This is a genomic window from Plantibacter sp. VKM Ac-2885 (assembly GCF_015351205.1).
GTDB lineage: Bacteria > Actinomycetota > Actinomycetes > Actinomycetales > Microbacteriaceae > Plantibacter > Plantibacter auratus.
Genome location: NZ_JADKSK010000001.1, coordinates 1,293,607 through 1,313,164, shown reverse-complemented (window position 1 = coordinate 1,313,164; position 19,558 = coordinate 1,293,607). Strand labels below are relative to the sequence as shown.

Genomic DNA, 19,558 nt, shown 5'->3' with positions numbered 1-19,558 from the left:
TCGGTGCGGGGAAGGGCTTTCAGTAATGTGTCACACATTCACTGAACAGGCAAGCGTGCACGATCGCGGATCCTGGTGGAGGTCCGCGCACGCACGCCCGGGGCTACTCGGCGTCGGATTCGGGCTTGCCGGCCCACCAGCCGGTGGTGTGCCCGATGTGTCGGTGCATGAGCTCGCGAGCGGCGACCCCGTCACCCCGCTCGAGGGCGTCGAGGAGCTCGTGGTGCTCCACGGCCGAGCGGTCGAGCTGCTGCGAGTCGAGCATGGCGGCCAGTCCCACGAGCCGGGTGCGTCCGCGGAGGTCCGCGACGAGCTCGACGAGCAGCGGGTTGCCGAGTTTCGCGGTGAGCGCGAGGTGGAACGCCTGGTCGGCTTCGAGGTACCGGGTCAGGTCGCCGTCGCGGGCACCGGCCACGATGTCGTCCGCCTGCTGCCGGAGCTCGGGCAGCGACTCGTGGTCGAAGACCTCCGCCAGGTCCGCCATCGCGGGCGGCTCGAGGAGCTGGCGGATCTGCGCCGTGTTGCGGAGCGAGGCCTCGCTCACGACGGTGACGCGGAACCCCTTGTTCCGGACCGCCTCCACGAAGTCGCGCTTCTCGAGATCGAGCATCGCTTCGCGGACCGGGGTCGCCGAGACGTTGAACTGCACCGCCAGCGTCGGTACCGAGATCATCGTCCCCGGCGCGAGCTCGCCCGAGATGATCGCCGCGGACACCGCCCGCTCCACCTGCGCCCGCAGGCTCAGCCGTTCCTCGGCCGGTCGGATCGCCGACATGCTCATCGCGACTCCCATCCTTCGTCTCCCACCACGGTCCGCTCAGGTTACTGGGCGCGCATCCACGCTTCGATGCCCGACGCGTCGATGGGCAGCGCATCCGACAGCACCTCGGCGCCGTCGGCCGTCACGAGCAGGTCGTCCTCGAGCCGGACGCCGATGCCGCGCAGTTCCGGTGGAACCGTCTCGTCGAAGGCGTGGAAGTACAGCCCCGGCTCGACCGTGAGCACCATGCCGGGCGCCATCGAGCCGCCCTGGTAGGCCTCGTAGGAGGACTTGGCGCAGTCGTGGACATCGAGGCCGAGGTGGTGACCGATGCCGCACACGAGGTACCGCCGATGCTGTTGCCCGATCGGGCTGAGCGCCTCGTCGACGGACACCGGCAGGAGGTCCCAGTCGTGGAGCCCTTGCGCGATGACCTCCATGGCCGCGTGGTGGAAGTCGGTGAAGTCGCGGCCCGGCCGCACGGCGGCCATCCCGGCGCGGTGGGACGCCTCGACGAGGTCGTGGACCCGACGCTGCTCCGGGCTGAAGGTGCCCGAGACGGGGAAGGTGCGGGTGACGTCGGCCGTGTAGAACGCACGCGTCTCCACGCCCATGTCGAGCAGGATCGCGTCCTCGGGGCGGACCGGGCCGTCGCAGCGCACCCAGTGGAGCGTGGGTGCGTGCGCGCCGCTCCCGACGATGGTCGAGTAGCCGGGGCCGTTCCCCGTGGTGCGGGCGTGCCGGTCGAAGGTCCCCTGCAGCCAGCGCTCACCGCCGCCGGCGACGGCCGTCGGCAGCTCTCGGATCACGGCGGAGAACCCGCCGACGGTCGCGTCGACCGCTCGCCGCAGCTCCGCGATCTCCCAGTCGTCCTTGATCATGCGCAGTTCCGAGAGCACGCGGCCGAGTTCCGGCGCGACCGTCAGCGGCTCGAGCGCGCGATGCCGCGAGGTCAGGGTCCCCGCGAGGAGCGGTCGTTCGACGCCTCGGAGCGCGTCGGGCAGCGCGGCGAGCACCTCGACCCGGAGGTCGAGGACCGCCGACCAGTCGGCCGGCCCCGGCGCCGAACCGACCCAGAGCTCGCCGTGGTTGGCGTCCGCGAAGAAGCCGGTCTCGCCCGGGTGCGCCGGTGCCGGGATGAACAACGTCGCGTCGTGACCGGCACCACTCGGACGCAGCATGAGGACCGCGTCCTCGGCGGAGCAGCCGGTGAGCCAGAAGAAGTCGCTGTCGGGGCGGAAGTCGTAGTTCGAGTCGTTGGCACGGACGGGCGCGCGACCGGCGGCGACGACGAGTGTCCGCCCGACGAAGGCCTCGCTCAGCCGACGACGGTGCTCGGCTGCGGCTGCGGGGATCCCGGGCTCGACCGGCGGCGTGCGGTCGGGGGTGCCCCAGCCGGTGCCGAGGAACTCGCGGAACGCCGGCACCTCGGCCAGGCGGGGCAGCTTCGGGTCCGGGTTCGCCGGGCGCGGCATGGACGTGGCGGGTGCCTCCGTGGTGGCCGGCGCGAGGCCCGCCGTCTGCTCGGGTGCCTGCTGCTGCGTGTCGGTCATGCCTGCTCCTCATCCGCGCGACGGCCGCCGCGCTCGTCCACCATCGAGAACAGGCGGCGCACCACGGCGGCGTCCTGGATCCCGTCGTGCTCGTACTCGTTCGTGACCCAGGCGGTCGCCCCGCCGACGGCGTCGACCGTCTCCAACTGCAGCTGCGCGTCCACATACATGTCGTCGAAGTACACGGCCGCGGCGAGCGGCACCGTGCTCGCCTCCAGGACCGCGGGGTCGTACAGCGGGTCCCAGTCGGTCTTGGCCGCCAGTCGCTCCACTGCACCCTGGAAGGGCCGGAGCGAGCGGATCTCCTCGAACATCCAGGGGTAGACCATCTCGCCCGTGAACAGCAGCGGCCTGGCCGTCTCGGCGAACGCCGGCCGTGCATCGCGCTCGGCCTGCGCCGCCCACGCGGTCGCCCCCGCGCCGGCGGCACCGTAGATGCTCTCCTGCAGGGCGATGAAGAGGGGGTTGTCGACGTAGGACGTCCTCCCCCAGACCTGCGCCAGGAAGGTGTCGCTCAAGCGGTCGCCGCTGTCGAACGCCTCGTCGAGCAGCCAGTGGAGACGCTCGTAACCGGGCTTCATCCCGAAGTCGATCCCGAGGTTCTGGAAGCGCCGCACGGTGAGTCGGTCGCCGTCCGGCAGGAGCACCTCCTCGGCGGTGAGTCGGTCGGCGATCCGCGCGACGGTGTCGACGTCCTGGGGGTACCGCTCGGCGAAGGCCCGGTTCTTGCGCTCCGTGCGCGGATAGGTGCGGCGGTAGACCTCAGCCGCCGACGGGTGGATGCCCGCAAGACCGCCCGTGACGTAGCAGGCTGCCAGTCCCTCCGAGGCTCGTGAGAGGTAGGTGAGGGTGAGGAACCCGCCGTAGCTCTGACCGAGCGTCGACCAGCGACGGCCACCGAAGACGGTGCGGCGCAGGTACTCGGCGTCGTCGACGATCGAGTCGGCCCGGAAGCGTTCCAGGTACTCGGCCTGTGCGGCAGCGTCACCGACGGCCGCGATGGACCGCCCGTCGATCCTGGTGCTCCGGCCGGTGCCGCGCTGGTCGAGCAGCACGAGCCGGAAGGTGCGGAGGGCCTCGGCGACCCAGCCGTCCCTGGACACCGGACGCGGGCCTTTGCCGCCCGGTCCGCCCTGGAGGAACACGAGGACCGGGAGCTGCTCGTCGCGACGCAGGGGGTCGACGAGTTCGCGGGCGAACAGGCTGATCGTGCGGCCGTCGTCGGGCCGCCGCCAGTCGAGCGGGACGTCGACCGTGTGGTCGGTGACGTGGATCCCGGGCAGCAGGGAGGTGGTGGTGCGATGGGTCATGCCTCTGTCCTTCCGGCGGCCGATCCGTGCGTCCGCTCCTGTTCGAGCATGGTGGCACGCGCGGCCTCCCAGCTCGGGTCGATCGTGGGCACGGCGGCGAGCAGGGTCTTCGTGTACTCGTCCTGCGGGTGGTCGAAGATCGCCTCGCGGTCACCCTGCTCGACCACCTTGCCCCGGTGCATGACGGCGACGTCGTGGGCGATCTGCCGCACGACGGCGAGGTCGTGCGCGATGAACAGGTAGCTCAGGCCGCGCTCGGCCTGCAGGTCGCGCAGCAGGTCGATGATGCGTGCCTGCACCGACACGTCGAGCGCCGACACCGCCTCGTCGCAGATCACGAGCTTCGGGGAGACGGCGAGCGCCCGGGCGATCCCGATGCGCTGGGCCTGGCCGCCGGAGAACTGCCGCGGGTAGCGCTGGAGGTGGTCGGGGTTCAGGCCGACGCGGTCGAGCAGGTCGCGCACGAGGGCGCGCTTGCCCTGCTTCGGGGTGATGCCCTGGTAGTCGAGCGGTGCCGACACGATGCGCTCGACGGTGTGCCTCGGGTTGAGGGAGGAGAACGGGTCCTGGAAGACGACCTGCACCTTCGTCCGGAACGCGGCGAGCGCCGGCCCACGCGCGGCGGTGACGTCCTCACCGTCGAAGGTGATCGTGCCGGCGGTGGGTTCGATGAGCTTCGCGATCATCCGCGCGGTCGTCGACTTGCCGCTGCCCGACTCTCCGACGATGCCGAGCGTCTCGCCGGAGCGGACGGTGAACCCGACGTCGTCGACGGCGCGGAACTGGGTGGTGCGTGCGCGGAACGCCCCGTCCCCCTTGGTGGTGAAGTCCTTCGTCAGCCCGGTGGCCTGCAGGAGCACGGGTGCGTCGTTCATGCCTGTCCCTCTCCGGTCGTGGCGGGTGCCGTCGGCCGCTCGGTGAACGGGTCGTCGATCCGCGGAAGGGCGTCGAGCAGTGCCCGGGTGTACGCCGCCTGCGGCCGGGAGAAGATCTGTTCGGCGGTGCCCATCTCGACGGGGTCGCCGCCGCGCATGACGAGCACGTCGTCGGCGACCTGACTGACGACGGCGAGGTCGTGGGTGATGAAGATCATGCCGGTGCCGGTCTCCCGTTGCAGCTCGGAGAGCAGGTCGAGGATCTGCGCCTGGACGGTGACGTCGAGCGCCGTCGTCGGTTCGTCCGCGATGAGCAGGTCGGGTTCCAGGCAGAGCGCCATGGCGATCATGATGCGCTGCCGCATGCCGCCCGAGAACTGGTGCGGGTAGTGGTCGACTCGCCTGGAGGCGTCGGCGATGCGGACCCGTTCGAGGGCTTCGATCGTGACGGCCCTGGCGGCCTTCCGGGAACCGCCGCGATGGGCGCGGTACGCCTCCTCGATCTGCAGCCCGACGGTGTAGTACGGGTTGAGCGAGGAGAGCGGGTCCTGGAAGACCATCGCGATCCGGTCGCCGCGCACACGGCGCATCTCGCGGTCGCTGCGCCCGACGAGCTCGTGTCCGCTCAGCCGGACGCTGCCGGTCGTACGCCCACCGTTCGGGAGCAGCCCCATGATCGCGAGCGAGGTCATGGACTTGCCGGAGCCGGACTCGCCCACGATGCCGAGGGTCTGGCCGTGCTGGACCGCGAACGACGCCTTCCGCACCACATCGACGTCGCCGGAGGTGGTCGGGAAGGTGACGGTGAGGTCGTCGACCTCGAGCAGCGCTGCGCCGGGGACGGGCAGGGAGATGGTCCTGGTGACGGTGGGGCTCATGCGCTCTTCACTCTCACTCTCGGGTCGAGGAACGTGTACACGACGTCGACCACGACGTTGCCGATGACCACGAAGAACGCGGCCAGGAGGGTGACGCCCATGATGACGGGCTGGTCGTTCTTCGCGATCGAGTCGGCGGCGAGCTTGCCGACGCCGTTCAGTCCGAACACCGTCTCGGTGATGAGGGCGCCTCCGAGGAGGCCCGCGAAGTCCATGCCGAAGAGCGTGACGACGGGCGTGAGCGCGGGCCGCAGCGCGTGGCGGCGCAGGATGAGGGGCGCGGGCAGGCCCTTCGCCCGGGCGGTCCGCATGAAGTTCTCACCGAGGGTGTCGATGACGTTCGCCCGGACGAGCCTCGCGTACATCGACGCATAGCCGAGGGCGAGCACGATCCACGGCATGAGGTAGTTCTGGAACCACCGGACCGGGTCCTCGGCGAAGGGCACGGCCTGCGGGAACGGCAGGATCTGCAGTTGCACCACGAGGACGTACTGCAGGAGGAGCGCGAGGAAGTAGTTCGGCAGGCTGATGCCGGCGAGCGCGACCATCATCGCCCCACGGTCCCAGCCGGTCCCCTGCTTGACGGCGCTGAGCAGGCCACCGCTGACGCCGACGAGCAGCCAGAGGACCGCCGCACCGATCGCGACCGTCGCGGTCACGGGGAAGCGCGCGGTGATCATGTCCATGACGGACTCGTTGGTCTGGAAGCTGAAGCCGAGGCACGGCGCCGCGCAGGAGACCGCCGAGGCGCCCTCCCCGTAGCTCCGGCCCATGACGATCCCCCGGATGAACTCGAGGTACTGCTGCCAGAACGGCTGGTCGAGCCCGAGCTGCGCCCGGATCTGGTCGATGCGGTCGGGGGTGCAGGTCTTGCCGCAGATCTGCACCGCCGGGTCGGGCGACAGCAGGAAGAAGATGACGTAGGTGAAGAGGCTGATGAGCAGCAGGATGCCGATCGCCGACGCGATCCGGCGCAGGAGGTAGAGGGTCATGAGGCGGCGTCTCCCGAGTCGAGGGCCTTGCGCAGGCGGTCGCCGAGCACGGTGAAGGACAGCACCGTGAGGAACAGGAAGGTGCCGGGGATCAGGAAGTACATCGGGTCGACCGCGTACCAGCCGACCGCGGTCGCGATCATCTGACCCCAGCTCGGCGTGGGCGGGGTGACGCCGACGCCGAGGAAGGAGAGGCCCGCCTCCGTGCCGATGTAACCGGGAACGGCGAGGGTGGCCAGGACGATGATGGTGCCGCGGAGGTTCGGCAGGATCTCGCGGAAGACGATGCGGATGCCCCCAGCGCCCGACGCGCGCGCCGATTCGACGAACTCGCTCGTCCGCAGCGACATCGCCTGACCGCGCACCACCCGGGCGGTGTACGGCCAGCCGAAGAGGCTCAGCACCACGACGAGCAGGACCGGTCGGTTGCCGGCGGGCAGGGCCGACAGGAGCGCGATCATGAAGATGAGCGACGGGAACGCCATGAGGAAGTCCATGACGCGGGAGACGACCTGGTCGACCCACCCGCCGTAGAAGCCGGCGAGCATGCCGAGCACGACGCCGAGCACGGTCGTGACGATCGTCGCCGAGACGGCGATCGACAGCGACACCTGCGCACCGAAGGCGATGCGCGCGAAGATGTCGCGTCCGTTCCCGGGTTCGACCCCGAACCAGTGCTCGGCGGAGATCCCGCCGAGGTTGCCGATCGGCACGCCGCCGAGGTCGGAGTCCACCGCCGACTTGTCGAAGGTGTACGGACCCCAGCCGCTGATCGCGGTGATCAGCGGGGCGAGGATCGCGAGCAGCACGACGAGCACGATGAACGCGACGCTGAGCAGCACCGGTGGGCTGGAACGGAGGGTGGCGATCACCCGCCGCGCGGGGGTGGGCGCACCGACCGGCGCACCCACCTCCTCGGCGACGGTGGTCAGCTCACTGGGAACGGACGACGACATCTGCGGCTACCGGCTTTCCGACTACTTGCCGGCCGAGGACAGGCCGACGGAGACGTAGTCGATGCCACCGGAGTACCCGGCGTGCGAGTACGCACCGGCGACGTTGGCTCCGACGACCATGACCGTCTTCTCGAACAGCAGCGGCACCGTCGGCACGAGCTTCTGGATCTGCTCGTCGAGCGCGCCCCAGGCGGCGTTGGCCTCGTCGGTGTCGGTCATCGCGCGGATCTCGGCGATGCGCTCGTTGACGGCGGGGTCGTTCAGCTGCGCGATGTTCGAGTTGCCCTTCGGGAAGATCTGCGAACCGTCGAAGAGCGGCGGCAGGAAGGTCGAGCCCGAGGCCCAGTCCGGGCACCAGCCGGTGATGGCGGCGTCGTTCTGCTGCGACGTCGTGCCGATGACCTCGTAGTAGGTCGAGGTGTCGATGAGGTTGAAGTTCACCGTGATGCCGGCCTTCGCGAGCGCCTGCTGCACCGCCTCGGCCTGCGCCTGCATCTTGGGCTGGCTGCGGATGTCGAGCGTGAAGGAGAAGCCGTCGGGGAGGCCCGCCTCGGCGAGGAGTTCCTTGGCCTTCTCCGGGTCGCCTGCGTTGTCCTTGCTCGGGTAGAGGTCGAACTCGGTGTGACCGGCGACGGTGGGCGGCAGCATGGTGGTCGCGATGTCCGCGAGCTGCGATCCGCCCGAGGCGTCCTTCACCGACTCGCGGTCGATGGCGTAGGCGATGGCCTGGCGGACCAGCGGGTTGTCCATGTTCGGCTTGGTCGTGTTCAGGCCCATGTACGTGGTGCAGCCCTGGAGGCCGGCGATGGTCCGTGCCTTGAGTGCCGGCGTCTGGATCCGGGAGATGGAGGCCGCCTGGACGGACCCGGCGATCGCGTTCGCGTCGTCACCCTGGCCGGCGATCATGCGCTCGTCGATGGTCGAGGCGTCGAGGCCGAAGGTGAAGTCGAAGCCGTCCGGGTAGGCCTTGCGGACGTCGTCCGTCTTCGGGTCCCACGAGTCGTTGCGGACGAGCTTCAGCTGCGAACCGCGCTCGTAGCTGTCGACCTTGTAGGGGCCGGAGGCGATCGGCATCTTGTCGAGGCTCGTCGTCGTCACCCGCTCGGTGTCGGCGGGGAAGGGCGTGAAGCTGTTCTGCCCGACGACGCTCGCGAAGTCGGCGAACGGCTCCTTGAGCGTGAAGACGATGGTCTGGTCGTCCGGCGTCTGGATGGACGGCAGGTCACCCGTGATGTACGGGCCCTCGTACGAGTCCGTCCCGGCGATCGTCAGGCGGGCGTAGGGCGATCCGACGGCGATGGCCGGGTCGAAGGAGCGCTCGACGCCGAACTTGACGTCCTTGCTCGTGATCGGCGTGCCGTCCTCGAACTTGAGGTCGTCCTTGAGCGTGAACGTCCACTGGAGGCCGTCGTCGCTCACCGTGCCGAGGTCGGTCGCGAGGTCGGGGACCATCTCGGTGCCCTTGGCGCCCTCGCCCGTGGACTGCGTCGTCAACGTGCGGTAGATGAGGCGGTAGAAGTTGTTCACGCCGCCGTCGAAGCCCTGGACCGGGTCGAGGTGCGAGAAGTCCGCGTTGAGGAGGACGTCGACGGTGCCGCCCTTCACCGGGGTGCTGGACGGGCCGTCACCTCCCGAGCCCGAACCCGCGGAGGTACACCCCGCGAGGAGGAGGACGGCCGCCGCCGCGAGGGCGGGGATGGAGAATCGTTGCTTCATGACGCTCTGCTTTCGTGTCGATCGGGCGGGTCGCCCGCGGGTGGAGAGGGTGGAGCGGGGTCGAGGGGCGGGAGGAGGTCAGCGGGCGCGGAACCAGACGCGCATGGCACCCGGTTCGCGGTTGCCCCAGAGGGCGTAGGGGATGAGGGTCGCGGTGGTCTGCGTCACCGAGGCCGTCGTCTCGGTGTCGGCGAGCGGTGCCGCGGCCGGCTCGGCCTCGGGCGCACCGGAGAGGACCGGGTAGAGCACGGCCGGAGCGGGGGCGTCGATCACCGCCGGGACGAGGAGCGCGACGGCGTCGATCCCCTCCCGGTCCAGGATCCGACGGTGCTCGACGACCGCGCGATCCGCGTCGGCTCCGGAGAACCGCAGGAGGTCGAGGTCCGCCGTCGTGTCCTGCTGCTCGGCGCAGGAGACGATCGGTCCGCGGACGAAGGCGATCGAGCCGCGGAGGGCGTCGACGGAGGGGTGCGCACCGTGCGCCCGGACGGGCATCGGGAGGTCGAGTTCCACGGTGTCGCCGGCACGCCACCACCGCCGGACACGGATCCACCCGTCGACGGGTTCGAGCGGCGCGGTCGATCCGCCCACGCGGATGGAGCCACCGACGACCCACGCGGGGATGCGGATGGCGAGCTCGACCTCGTCGTCGGCGGCGGTGTCCACCGTCACGGTGACCGCTCCGTCCCACGGATACGCGGTGTCGACGGTGACGGAGAGTCGCTCGGTCGTGATCGACGCCGCGGTGAGGTGGGCGACTTCGACACCGGCGGGGGTCGACGTCGCGAGGTGATCCTGCAGCTCCGCGGTCCAGCGCACGATGTTCGGCGGGCAGCACGGGCAGCCGAACCAGCTCCGCCTGAGGAGTTCACCGTCCGCCTCCGCCCCCGACCGCTGGAGGTGGTCAGGGCGACGCTGCAGTGGGTTGTCGTAGAAGAAGGCCATGCCGTCCGCGGAGAGCCCGGCGGCGTAGGCGTTGTAGAGGACGGTCTCGACGGTGTCGAGGACGGCCGCCGACCCGGTCGCGAGGTACAGGCGCCAGCCCCACTGCATCACGGCGATCGCGGCACACGTCTCGCTGTAGGAGCGTTCGGACGGCAACTCGTAGCGGTCGCCGATCGCCTCGTCGGAGTGTCGACTCCCGAGGCCGCCCGTGAGGTAGAGCTTCGTCTCCACCATGTCGTCCCAGAGCCGCTGCAGCGACGCGAGCAGCTCCTGGTCGCCGCGTTCGAGGGCGACGTCGGTCGCTCCGGCTGCCAGGTACGCCATGCGGACGGCGTGTCCGGTCACGGAGTCGAGGTCGCGCAGTGGGGCCGAGTCCTGGAAGTACTCGGCGGGGAAGACCCGGAGCTCGACCGTGCCGTGGCCGCGTCGGTCGATGAACGCGCTCGCGAGCTCGAGGTAGGACGGCTCGCCGGTCTCGCGAAAGAGCTCCACCAGGGCCATCTCGACCTCGGGGTGCCCGCACACCTGCGGGTCGCCGTCCGGTCCGAACCGTTCGACGGCGAGGTCGGCGAAGGCCCGTGCGACGTGCAGCAGACGGTCGTCGCCGAGACGACGCTTCGCGGCGACCGCCGCCTGGATGAGGTGCCCGAGGTTGTACAGCTCGTGGCCCCAGGCGAGGTCCTCCCAGGGTTCCTTCTCGATCTCCGGAGCCTGGAAGTAGGAGTTGAGGTAGCCGTCGTCGCGCTGCGCGGCTTCGATGACGCCGACGGCCTCCTCGTAGAAGTCGCGGACGTCGCCGGGTGCCGCCCCGACGACCTCGTCCTCGGCGAGCAGGTAGGCGAGGCCTTCGAGGGTCTTGAAGACGTCCGTGTCGAGGAACGGGTAGCGTCCGCGGAAGCGTGACGTGCCGTCCCCCGGGTCGGCGATCCGGGCGAGGTTGTCGAGGTTGCCGGCCAGGCGGAGCTGCTCGATCGAGTGCGGGACGGTGGCGTCCCGGTTCCGACGCTGCCACGCACCGAGTTCGCCGTCTCCCAGCGCGACCTGTCCGGCGCCCAGCGGGATGCGGACTCCTGCGATCGGTGCGACGGCGGCGTACCGGCCTCCCGCGTGCACCGCGGTGCTCGCTGCTCGGGCGTCTTCGTCGAAGCTCATGGGCGACAGGCCTTTCTGTACCGTGTGACACAGTACACGGATCCGGGTTTGTGGTGGGTGACACATTACTCACCTGTTCCAGCGGACTGTCAAGCGCCGACGACCGATTCCAGGAGATGGAAACACAGCCGTAACGCGCCACTCCCAGCAGACTCCTCGCCGGATGCGCTACGCTGGAGGAACTTGCGTGCGATCGCACCCTCCGGTGCGGTACTCGCTTGCGTCGTAGAACGCTCCCTCTCTCCCCTGCGCGGCACCCAGCGGTGCATGCCAGGGTCGATGACACTTCATACGGCGAACGGATGCGCGACCTGCGCCTTCGCCACCTCCCACCAGCGACGACGCCGACGGAAGCACGCCGTACCACCCACGTGAGTCATCACGTGCGTGGTCATCCCGGCAGTGCCCGCTACCGCACACGAGTGCGCCGGCAGCCGTCATCGAAGCTCGTGGCCGTGCCTGAAAGAGACACACACCCATGACCGAAGCAACCATCACCTTCGACGCCCTCGGCGTCCCGGCACCACTCGTCGCCTCCCTCGCGAAGGACGGCAAGACGAGCGCGTTCCCCATCCAGATCGACACGCTCCCCGACACCCTCGGCGGACGCGACGTCCTCGGCCGCGGCAAGACCGGCTCCGGCAAGACCCTCGCCTTCAGCATCCCGATGGTCGCCCGTCTCGGCGGCGCCCTCGCCGGTGGCAAGCGCCGCCCGGGTCGCCCGCTCGGACTCGTCCTCGCACCGACGCGCGAGCTCGCCACCCAGATCGCCGCGGTCATGCAGCCGCTGGCCGACGCCTACTCGCTGAAGACCACCACGATCTTCGGCGGCGTCTCGCAGAAGCGTCAGGAAGAGGCGCTCCGCGCCGGCGTCGACATCGTCATCGCCTGCCCGGGCCGCCTCGAGGACCTCATGAAGCAGGGCTTCGTGAACCTCGACGCCGTGGAGATCACCGTCCTCGACGAGGCCGACCACATGGCCGACCTCGGCTTCCTGCCGGTCGTCACGCGCATCCTCGACAAGACGCCTCGCGGCGGGCAGCGTCTGCTCTTCTCCGCGACGCTCGACAACGGCGTGGACAAGCTCGTCCGCAAGTTCCTGCAGAACGAGGTGCTCCACTCCGTCGACGAGGCGAACTCGCCCGTCGCCGCGATGACGCACCACGTCTTCACGACCCCCTCGGTCGAGTCGAAGAAGGACCTCATCCAGGCCCTCGCCTCGGGTAGCGGCCGTCGCATCCTCTTCATGCGCACGAAGCACCACGCCAAGAAGCTCGCGAAGCAGCTCACCGACTCCGGCATCCCCGCGGTCGACCTGCACGGCAACCTCTCGCAGGTGGCCCGCGACCGCAACCTCGCGGCCTTCAGCGCCGGGACCGCCAAGGTCCTCGTCGCCACCGACGTCGCCGCCCGCGGTGTGCACGTGGACGACGTCGAACTCGTCATCCACGTCGACCCGCCGACCGAGCACAAGGCGTACCTGCACCGCTCGGGCCGCACGGCTCGTGCTGGCAGCGCCGGTGACGTCGTCACCCTCGCGATCCCCGGCCAGATGGAGGACCTCAAGAAGCTCCTCCGCAAGGCCGAGATCAACGTCACCCCGCAGGCGGTCACCGCGACCTCCCCGGCGGTCCTCGAGCTCATCGGCGACGTCGCCGCCTACGTGAAGCCCGCGCCGCGTGCGGCCGTGCAGCAGCAGGGTGGCGGTGGTCGCTCGCAGGGTGCCAACGCGCAGCGCAAGCGCGCTGCCCGCGACGGCAACGGCCTCGGCAACGGTCACCGCGACCGCGACGGCGCCCGTGCCGGCGCGAGCCGCGACAGCGCTCCTCGCGAGGGCGGCCAGGGCGGCGGCGGTCGTCGTGGCGGTCGTCCCGCCGGCGGCAACGGTGGTCAGGGCGGACAGCGCTCCGGCGCCGGTCGCTCGGGCGGTGCCCGTGCAGGTGCCGGTGCCGCCACCGGTGGCAGCCGCACGCATTACAGCACCGGCTACGCTGCGAACTCGGGCGCTCCCGCCGAGTCCTCGCGCCCCCGGACCAACCGTCGCGCGTCCAGCGGCAACTAGCAGCGAACCGCTCGAACGAAGCGCCGTCCACCGCAGGGTGGGCGGCGCTTCGCCGTTCGCGGACCCGCTCGATTTCGCGAGACGGGGGCGCTCGGGATACGGTTCCACCATGAACGTCAACGCAGTCGTCCGCCCCGTCCGCGACGTCGATGCCGAGTCCCTGGGACGCGTCCACGCCACGTCCTGGCACGAGACCTACGACCACCTCATCAGCGCTGCGACGCTCGCGAAGCTGTCGCCGCGTCGCATGGCCGAACTCTGGACCCACTGGGCCGCACAGGGCCCCGAGTACACGCACTTCGCGGCCCTCGTCGACGGCGAGATCGTCGGGTTCTCCGGTTCGGGTCCGGCCCGCGAGGAGGACGCACCCCGCGAGCGCGAGCTGTACTTCATCTACCTGCTGGACGCGTGGCACGGCACCGGGATCGGTCAGCAGCTGTTCGACGCCGCCATCCCCGACGGTCAGCCCTCGTTCCTGTGGGTCGCCGCGGACAACCCGCGCGCGCACCGCTTCTACCAGCGCAACGGGTTCGTCCTCGACGGTGGAGCCAAGACCGAGCCGTTCCTCGGCGAGATGATCGACGAGGTCCGCTACACCCGCTGACGCGCCCCGGTCCCTGAGCCTGCCGAAGGGCCGGTCCCCGAGCCGCTCCCCCGGTCCGTGAGCCGCTCCCCGGTCCCTGAGCCTGTCGAAGGGCCGGTCCTTGCCCCGGTCCCTGAGCCGCTCCCCCGGTCCCTGAGCCTGTCGAAGGGCTAGCGCAGCCGGCCGACGGAGGCGAGGGCCGCGCGGAGGAGCGTGCCTCGGCCGCCCTCCATCTCGGCGGCGATGGCGTCGGAGGACGCCGCCTCGGGCGTCATCCACGTGAGTTCGAGCGCGTCCTGGCGGGGTTCGCAGGTGCCGGTCACCGGGACGACGTACGCCAGCGCGACGGCGTGCTGCCGGTCGTCGGAGTACGGCGACAGGCCCGGCAACGGGAAGTACTCGGCCACCTGGAACGGCACGGGCGACGCAGGGAGCAGCGGGAACGCCATCGGACCGAGGTCCTTCTCCAGGTGACGGAAGAGCGCGTCGCGGATCGTCTCGCCGTACATGACGCGACCGGAGACGAGCGTGCGCGTCATCTCGCCGAGCGCGGTGGCCCGGAGCAGGACGCCCACCTCGGTGACGACGCCGAAGCCGTCGACGCGGACCGGCACGGCCTCCACGTACAGCAGCGGGAGCCGGCGGCGGATCTCCTCGAGTTCGACGTCCGACAGCCAGCCCGGATTGGAATTGCCGGGGAGATCGGGTTCCGGGTTGGGATCAGGGGTGCGAACGCTCATAGCTCCTTCATACCGTATGGAGCCGAGCGGCGATCCAGGTGGGCGGCGGTTCGACCGGACACCGCGCCCGACCCGCGGCGGGATCATACGGGGCCACGCGGCCGCGCGCGACGCCGGTCGCGGTGTCGGTGGGGTGCAGGATGATGGAACCCATGACCGAGGTGCTCGAGCGCTTCTCCCCCGCGACGCGCGACTGGTTCGAGGGGGCGTTCGTCGCGCCCACGCCGGCGCAGGCGGGTGCCTGGGACGCGATCTCCCGCGGCGCCAACGCCCTCGTCGTCGCGCCGACCGGTTCGGGCAAGACCCTGTCAGCGTTCCTCTGGTCGATCGACCGCCTGCTCTCCGAGGCCATCGCCGAGCACGCCGTCCGGCCGCGCACCGGCGTCCCGCTCACCGGGCTCGAGGCCGACGAAGCGGAGGCCGCCGCCGCCCAACGTGAGCGCTCCCGCGGCACCCGTGTCCTCTACATCTCGCCGCTGAAGGCCCTCGGCGTCGACGTCGAGCGCAACCTCCGCACCCCGCTCGTCGGCATCGCCCAGGCGGCACGCCGCCTCGGCACCGAGCCACCCACCATCAGTGTCGGCGTCCGCTCGGGCGACACCCCGTCCGCCGACCGCCGGGCGATGGCCAAAGAGCCACCGGACATCCTCATCACCACCCCCGAGTCACTCTTCCTCATGCTCACGAGCGCGGCGCGGGAAACCCTCCGCACGGTCGACACCGTCATCATCGACGAGATCCACGCCGTCGCCTCGACGAAGCGCGGCGCGCACCTCGCGGTGTCGCTCGAGCGGCTCGACGCCATGCTCGAGAAGCCCGTGCAGCGCATCGGGCTCTCCGCCACGGTGCGCCCCGCCGAGGAGGTCGCGCGGTTCCTCGGAGGCCGCGCACCGGTCGAGATCGTGGCCCCGCCGGCCGCGAAGACCTTCGACCTGCACGTGGTCGTCCCGGTCGACGACATGACCGACCCCGACGCCGGCATGCGGACACCCGGCGAGGCCGACGACGACGGCAGCGGTGGCGGGTTCACCGGGTACACCCCGAACAGCGACGGCGGCGGCGAAGACCGCGTCGGCAGCATCTGGCCGCACGTCGAGGAGGCGATCGTCGACCGCGTGCTCGCGCACCGCTCCACCATCGTGTTCGCCAACTCCCGTCGGCTGGCGGAGCGGCTCACGGCCCGGCTCAACGAGATCAACGAGGCCCGACTCAGCGACGCCACCCTCACGACCCCCGGTGCCGGGCGTCCACCGGCGCAGCTCATGGCCCAGAGCGGCCAGACCCGAGGCTCGACGAGCGTCGCGGCCGCAGCCGCCCGGCCGGCAACCGAGGAGAGCGACGACGACATCCCCCTCCTCGCACGCGCCCACCACGGATCCGTCTCCAAGGAGCAGCGCGCGGGCATCGAGGAGGACCTCAAGTCCGGACGCCTGCGCTGCGTGGTCGCGACCTCGAGCCTCGAGCTCGGCATCGACATGGGCGAGGTCGACCTCGTCATCCAGGTGGAGTCCCCGCCGAGCGTCGCGAGCGGCCTGCAGCGGGTCGGCCGCGCCGGCCACCAGGTGGGCGAGGTCTCCCGCGGCGTCCTGTTCCCGAAGCACCGCGCCGACCTCATCAGCACCACGGTCGCGACCGAGCGGATGGAGGCCGGGCTCATCGAGGCGATCGAGGTCCCCTCGAACCCGCTCGACATCCTCGCGCAGCAGACGGTCGCTGCGGTCGCGCTCGACGAACTCGGCGTGGAGGACTGGTTCGAGACGGTCAAGCGCAGTGCCCCGTTCGCCTCCCTGCCCCGCTCGGCCTTCGAGGCGACGCTCGACCTCCTGGCCGGGCGCTACCCTTCCGACGCCTTCGCCGAACTGCGCCCGCGGATCGTCTGGGATCGCGACGCCGGGGTCCTGACCGGTCGGCCGGGAGCCCAGCGCCTCGCCGTCACGAGCGGCGGCACCATCCCCGACCGCGGGCTCTTCGGCGTGTTCATGGTCGGCGAGTCGGGCGCCGGCGCGCGAGTCGGCGAGCTCGACGAGGAGATGGTCTACGAGTCCCGCGTCGGCGACGTCTTCGCCCTCGGCGCCACGAGCTGGCGCATCCAGGAGATCACCCACGACCGCGTGCTCGTGACGCCGGCGTTCGGCCAGCCGGGGCGACTGCCGTTCTGGAAGGGCGACGGCATCGGTCGCCCGGCCGAGCTCGGTCGCGCCATCGGCGCCTTCGTGCGCGAGCTCGACACCACCGGAACGGGCTCCACCCCACGTCTCGAAGCGGCCGGCCTCGACGAGCGGGCCATCAGCAACCTCGTCGCCTACGTCCGCGAGCAGCGCGAGGCGACGGGCGTCGTCCCGAACGACACGACCCTCGTCGTCGAACGTTCACGCGACGAACTCGGCGACTGGCGGGTCATCCTCCACTCCCCCTACGGACTCCGTGTGCACGCCCCCTGGGCGCTCGCGGTCGGCGCCCGGGTGCAGGAGCGGCTGGGGGTCGACGGCTCGGCGGTGGCGAGCGACGACGGCATCATCGTCCGCCTACCCGACACCGAGAGCGAGCCGCCGGGAGCGGAACTCTTCGTCTTCGAACCGGAGGAGCTCGACGCCCTCGTCACGCAGGAGGTCGGCGGCTCGGCATTGTTCGCCTCGCGGTTCCGCGAGTGCGCCGCCCGTGCCCTCCTGCTCCCAAACTACTCGCCGCAGAAACGCTCGCCCCTCTGGCAGCAGCGCCAGCGGTCGGCGCAGCTCCTCGAGGTCGCGAAGCAGTACCCGACGTTCCCGATCATCCTCGAGACGCTCCGCGAGTGTCTGCAGGACGTCTACGACCTCCCGGCCCTCGACCACCTCGCGCGCGAGCTGCAGTCGCGCGCGATCCGCATCGTCGAGACCACGACCGATCAGCCCTCGCCGTACGCCCGTTCGCTCCTGTTCGGCTACGTCGGCGCGTTCATGTACGAGGGCGACAGCCCGTTGGCCGAGCGCCGGGCCGCGGCGCTCGCGGTCGACAGCACCATGCTCGGCGAGCTCCTCGGCCGTGTCGAACTCCGCGAACTCCTCGACCCGGGCGTCATCGAGCAGACCGCGCTCGAGCTGCAGCGTCTCGACCCCGAGCGACGACTCAAGGGGATCGAGGGCGTCGCAGACGCGCTGCGAATGCTCGGCCCGCTCACCATCGACGAGATCGCGGCCCGGACGACCTTCGACGGCGTCACCGTCTCCGCCGACGGCGAGGCGAGTCGCGGCGACGACCCGCAAGGCTGGTCCCCCGATCCGGCTCGCTCGGCGGCCGCCGTCGCCGAACTCGAACGCTCGAAGCGCGTCATCCGCGTCCCGATCGCCGGCGAGGAGCGCTTCGCCGCGATCGAGGACGCAGGCCGACTCCGCGACGCGCTCGGCACCCCGCTGCCCATCGGCGTACCGGTCGCGTTCACCGAGCCGGTCGCCGATCCGTTGGGCGACCTCCTCGCCCGCCACGCGCGCACGCACGGGCCGTTCACCACCGGACAGACGGCCAGGCGCTTCGGTCTCGGGACCGCGGTTGTCCAGCACACGCTCGCCCGGCTGGCCGACGCCGGCCGCGTGGTCAAGGGTGAGTTCCTCCCCGCAGGCCGGCAGCAGGTGGGCGAGGACGACGACGCCGACCGCAGCCCCACCGATGCGACGGAGTGGTGCGACGCCGGCGTGTTGCGCAAGCTCCGCATCCGTTCGCTCGCAGCCCTGCGGCACGAGGTCGAGCCGGTCGAGCAACAGGCGTTCGCCCGGTTCCTGCCGGTGTGGCAGCACCTCGGCGGGACCCTCCGCGGCGTCGACGGCGTCGCGACGGTCATCGACCAGCTCGCCGGCGCGCCCATCCCGGCGTCGGCCTGGGAGTCGCTGATCCTGCCCTCGCGCGTCGCCGACTACAGTCCCGCGATGCTCGACGAGCTCACCGCCACGGGCGAGGTCGTGTGGTCGGGCAGCGGTTCGATCCCCGGCAACGACGGCTGGGTCGCGCTCCACCTCGCCGACACGGCACCCCTCACGCTGCCGCTGGCTCCGACGCCGCACACCCCCGACGCCCTGCAGACCGAACTGCTCGCGACACTCGGAGGGGGCGGCGCGTACTTCTTCCGGCAGCTCGCGGAGTCGGTCGGGTCGACGGACGACAAGCTCCTCGTCGACGCCCTCTGGGAGCTCGTGTGGGCCGGGCTCGTCACCAACGACACCTTCTCACCGCTCCGCACGCTCGTCGGTTCCGGCTCGGGGAACTCGGCGCACCGGGTGCAACGGCAGACCCCGCGCTCGAAGCTGTACCGCGGGCGCAACCTGCAACGTCCCTCGATGTCGACGCGCGCGAGCCAGACCCTCGGCGGCCGGTGGTCGATCCTGCCGCTGGCCGAGCAGGACGCCACCATCCGTGCCGTCGCCACGGGCGAGACCCTGCTCGAGCGCTACGGCGTCGTGACGCGCGGCTCCGTCGTCGCGGAAGGCGTGACGGGCGGCTTCGCCCTCGCCTACCGCGTGCTGAAGCAGTTCGAGGAGAACGGCCGCTGCCGTCGCGGGTACTTCGTGGAGCGCCTCGGCGGGGCGCAGTTCGCTTCCTCCGGCACCGTCGACCGCCTGCGCGGGTTCATCCGGACCGACGACGAACCACCGCTCGACGCCGTCACGCTCGCCGCGACCGACCCGGCGAACCCCTACGGCGCGGCCCTCGGGTGGCCGGGCCAGGAGGTCACCGGGGTGAAGCACCGGCCAGGACGGAAGGCGGGTGCGCTCGTCGTCCTCGTCGATGGAGCACCGGTCTACTACCTGGAACGCGGTGGCAAGACGGCGCTCGTGTTCTCGGAGGAGGACGACCAGCTCCGCGCCGGGGCGCGTTCCCTGGCGGCGACGGTGCGGGCCGGTCGCATCGAGAAGCTCGGCATCGAGCAGGTCAACGGTGCCTTCGTGCTCGGCACCCCGACCGGACACGCCCTGCGCGACGCCGGATTCGTCGAGACGCCACGTGGATTGCGGCTCCGGCGTGGGTGAACCGGCGCACGGCCGTCCCGCCACGGGTTGCGCCGGACA

13 protein-coding genes are annotated in these 19,558 nt (G+C 71.1%); 3 read left to right on the top strand and 10 right to left on the bottom strand.

Annotation, left to right across the window (positions count from 1 at the left end):
• Positions 1–103 precede the first annotated feature (103 nt).
• From ITJ66_RS06325 to ITJ66_RS06285, 9 genes are all read right to left on the bottom strand, one after another.
• The gene (locus ITJ66_RS06325) at positions 104–781 is read right to left on the bottom strand and encodes a GntR family transcriptional regulator (protein WP_192018663.1); all 678 of its coding nucleotides are present in this window, start codon (positions 779–781) and stop codon (positions 104–106) included.
• Positions 782–822: 41 nt separating this feature from the next.
• Entirely contained in the window at positions 823–2,313 is a 1,491-nt protein-coding gene (locus ITJ66_RS06320; protein WP_370582580.1) for an aminopeptidase P family protein, read from the bottom strand.
• Positions 2,310–3,623, bottom strand: a complete 1,314-nt coding sequence (locus tag ITJ66_RS06315) for an alpha/beta fold hydrolase (RefSeq protein ID WP_194644052.1) — start codon at positions 3,621–3,623, stop codon at positions 2,310–2,312. Before ITJ66_RS06315 ends, ITJ66_RS06320 begins: the two co-directional genes overlap by 4 nt.
• Positions 3,620–4,498, bottom strand: coding sequence for an ABC transporter ATP-binding protein (locus ITJ66_RS06310; protein WP_194644051.1), 879 nt, complete (start codon positions 4,496–4,498; stop codon positions 3,620–3,622). The genes ITJ66_RS06315 and ITJ66_RS06310 overlap by 4 nt, the downstream gene beginning before the upstream one ends.
• Entirely contained in the window at positions 4,495–5,376 is an 882-nt protein-coding gene (locus ITJ66_RS06305) for an ABC transporter ATP-binding protein (protein WP_191940594.1), read from the bottom strand. Before ITJ66_RS06305 ends, ITJ66_RS06310 begins: the two co-directional genes overlap by 4 nt.
• Positions 5,373–6,368 carry an ABC transporter permease gene (locus tag ITJ66_RS06300; RefSeq protein WP_079705218.1) on the bottom strand — a complete coding sequence of 332 codons (996 nt, stop codon included), beginning with the start codon at positions 6,366–6,368 and terminating at the stop codon, positions 5,373–5,375. Before ITJ66_RS06300 ends, ITJ66_RS06305 begins: the two co-directional genes overlap by 4 nt.
• Positions 6,365–7,300: an ABC transporter permease gene (locus tag ITJ66_RS06295; protein WP_064294392.1), complete on the bottom strand. Its 936-nt coding sequence runs from the start codon at positions 7,298–7,300 to the stop codon at positions 6,365–6,367. Before ITJ66_RS06295 ends, ITJ66_RS06300 begins: the two co-directional genes overlap by 4 nt.
• 45 nt (positions 7,301–7,345) lie before the next feature.
• Positions 7,346–9,040 carry an ABC transporter substrate-binding protein gene (locus tag ITJ66_RS06290; RefSeq protein WP_079705216.1) on the bottom strand — a complete coding sequence of 565 codons (1,695 nt, stop codon included), beginning with the start codon at positions 9,038–9,040 and terminating at the stop codon, positions 7,346–7,348.
• Positions 9,041–9,118: 78 nt separating this feature from the next.
• Complete coding sequence (locus tag ITJ66_RS06285) at positions 9,119–11,137, bottom strand: glycoside hydrolase family 127 protein (RefSeq protein WP_194644048.1); 2,019 nt, start codon at positions 11,135–11,137, stop codon at positions 9,119–9,121.
• A gap of 478 nt (positions 11,138–11,615) precedes the next feature.
• Between ITJ66_RS06285 and ITJ66_RS06280 the strand changes: the two genes are divergently transcribed.
• Positions 11,616–13,199, top strand: coding sequence for a DEAD/DEAH box helicase (locus ITJ66_RS06280; protein WP_194644046.1), 1,584 nt, complete (start codon positions 11,616–11,618; stop codon positions 13,197–13,199).
• Positions 13,200–13,308: 109 nt separating this feature from the next.
• Complete coding sequence (locus ITJ66_RS06275) at positions 13,309–13,803, top strand: GNAT family N-acetyltransferase (RefSeq protein ID WP_085511004.1); 495 nt, start codon at positions 13,309–13,311, stop codon at positions 13,801–13,803.
• A 149-nt stretch (positions 13,804–13,952) separates the two neighbouring features.
• Here ITJ66_RS06275 and ITJ66_RS06270 read toward each other — a convergent pair whose 3' ends face one another.
• Entirely contained in the window at positions 13,953–14,522 is a 570-nt protein-coding gene (locus ITJ66_RS06270; RefSeq protein ID WP_064294286.1) for an NUDIX hydrolase family protein, read from the bottom strand.
• A gap of 152 nt (positions 14,523–14,674) precedes the next feature.
• Between ITJ66_RS06270 and ITJ66_RS06265 the strand changes: the two genes are divergently transcribed.
• The gene (locus ITJ66_RS06265) at positions 14,675–19,519 is read left to right on the top strand and encodes an ATP-dependent helicase (RefSeq protein WP_194644044.1); all 4,845 of its coding nucleotides are present in this window, start codon (positions 14,675–14,677) and stop codon (positions 19,517–19,519) included.
• Positions 19,520–19,558 lie beyond the last annotated feature (39 nt).